2 protein-coding genes are annotated in these 1844 nt (G+C 43.2%); both read right to left on the bottom strand.

All coding sequences use genetic code 11. The features are described 5' to 3' along the window. Positions 1-661 (bottom strand): 1-deoxy-D-xylulose-5-phosphate synthase N-terminal domain-containing protein (locus JWG41_RS16400; RefSeq protein WP_332461307.1); only part of this gene is annotated, 661 nt, incomplete at its 3' end. 7 nt (positions 662-668) lie between these two features. Continuing rightward, a partial coding sequence (locus JWG41_RS16405; protein ID WP_205270904.1) for an adenylate/guanylate cyclase domain-containing protein occupies positions 669-1844 on the bottom strand: 1176 nt, incomplete at its 5' end.

Genomic DNA, 1844 nt, shown 5'->3' on the forward strand with positions numbered 1-1844 from the left:
CGGGCCCAATGAGTGGAATCCATTTTAAAAATCCATAAAACGCCGTTTTACCTTTGTTATAGATTTGTGAAGAGATGATACGATTCAGATAATTAGAAATGGAACCCACATTTTTGGAAATCGACATATAGTTATCATTCAAAATGACTAACATATTCGGTTTGATATGGCCTCCATGGTTCATGGCTTCGAGTGCCATTCCTGTGGCGATGGAAGCATCTCCAATCACGGCAGCGACTTTATAATCTTTTCCCATAAGGTCGCGGGCGCAGGCCTCTCCCAAAGCTTGGGAAATGGATGTGCCTGCATGGCCAGTGTTGTACAAATCATATTCCGATTCTTCGCGTTTGGGAAAACCGGAAAGTCCCTGCCACTTACGAACGGTAGGAAGTTCTTTTTTTCGGCCAGTCAGGATTTTATGAGGATAGGTTTGGTGACCTACATCCCAAATAATTTTGTCTGTGGGTGTTTGGAAAACATAGTGAAGGGCAACGGTGAGTTCCACAACACCTAGGTTACTTGCGAAATGCCCTCCCACGTCGGAGAGGGTGTCGATGATGTATTCCCGAAGGTCATGGCAGACCTCGGGGAGTTCTGCTTCTGTTATCTTTCTAAGGTCTTCCGGAAATTGGATTTTGTCGAGATAGGGATAAGATGGCATGTAAACTTCATGTTGCCGCCTTCTGGAGAGGCCGCTTCATTTTCTCCATATCTTCTGGGTTTGTGATTCCAAGCAATTCGTAAATCCGAACAGGTTGGGTTTTTCCTTTTACTCGTACTAAATCAAGTTCCCGAGTGACCACACGGTCTTTCACTTTTTCGTAAGTATACTCAGAGATAATCACATTTGTGGTGTACATTTTATTGGACCCTTCCAATCGGGATCCTAAGTTGATTGTGTCACCCATACAGGTATATTCCATCCTGTGAGAGGAACCCATGTTTCCCACAACGGCCGGACCTGAGTTCAGTCCGCAACCAATATCGATCACCGGAACATTTCGTTCTGCCCATTTTTGTTGGAGGATTTTTAAGTAATCAAGCTGAGCGAGAGCCGCCACACAAGCATAGTACGCATGGTCTTCCAAAGGAACAGGTGCTCCCCAGAAAGCCATAATCGCATCTCCCATATACTTATCAATGGTCCCTTTATATTCAATGATGATGTCGGTCATTGCGGATAGGTATTCGTTCAGTAACTTCACCAAATCTTCTGGACCCAACTGTTCGGAAATCGTTGTAAACCCACGAACGTCGGAGAAGAAAATGGTGATCTCTCGTTTGGATCCACCCAGAGCCAAATTGTCAGGGTGTTTGAGGAGTTCATCCACGACGTCTTTCGATACGAATTTCGAAAAGGTTTGGCGGATGTATTTTACGTTTTCTTCTTCTGTTAAGATTCTAAATCCGATGATGGCAACAAAGACCACAATCTGCTCTATCATAACCGAAGGAAGGACTGTGATCAGGTTGAATGTTTGGAAAATATAGAGAGTTGCCACAACATAAAGTAACAACTGAGTTAACATAATCACAAAACCAATATGAGTTTTAACTCTTGGTTGTAGAAAACCAATCATCACTCCCAGAGCCAAATAAATCAAAAAGATTCCCCAGTTTGGCACTGTGGATAAAAAGTCTTGGTTTAGGATGGTATTGACCGCATGAGCGTGGTGTTCAATTCCCGACATATCACCAAACGGAGATAAATGGGAGTCTTTGGATGCCCCGCGACCCGTAGCATAATACATGGCGACGAGGAAAATTTTATTACTGATTTGGTTGGCTTCGAGTAACTCAGCATCCCAATCATTTGTAACTTCAAAAATTTCGTTTTGTTTGAA

It is taken from the genome of Leptospira chreensis (genome assembly GCF_016919165.1).
GTDB classification, from domain to species: Bacteria; Spirochaetota; Leptospiria; order Leptospirales; family Leptospiraceae; genus Leptospira_A; species Leptospira_A chreensis.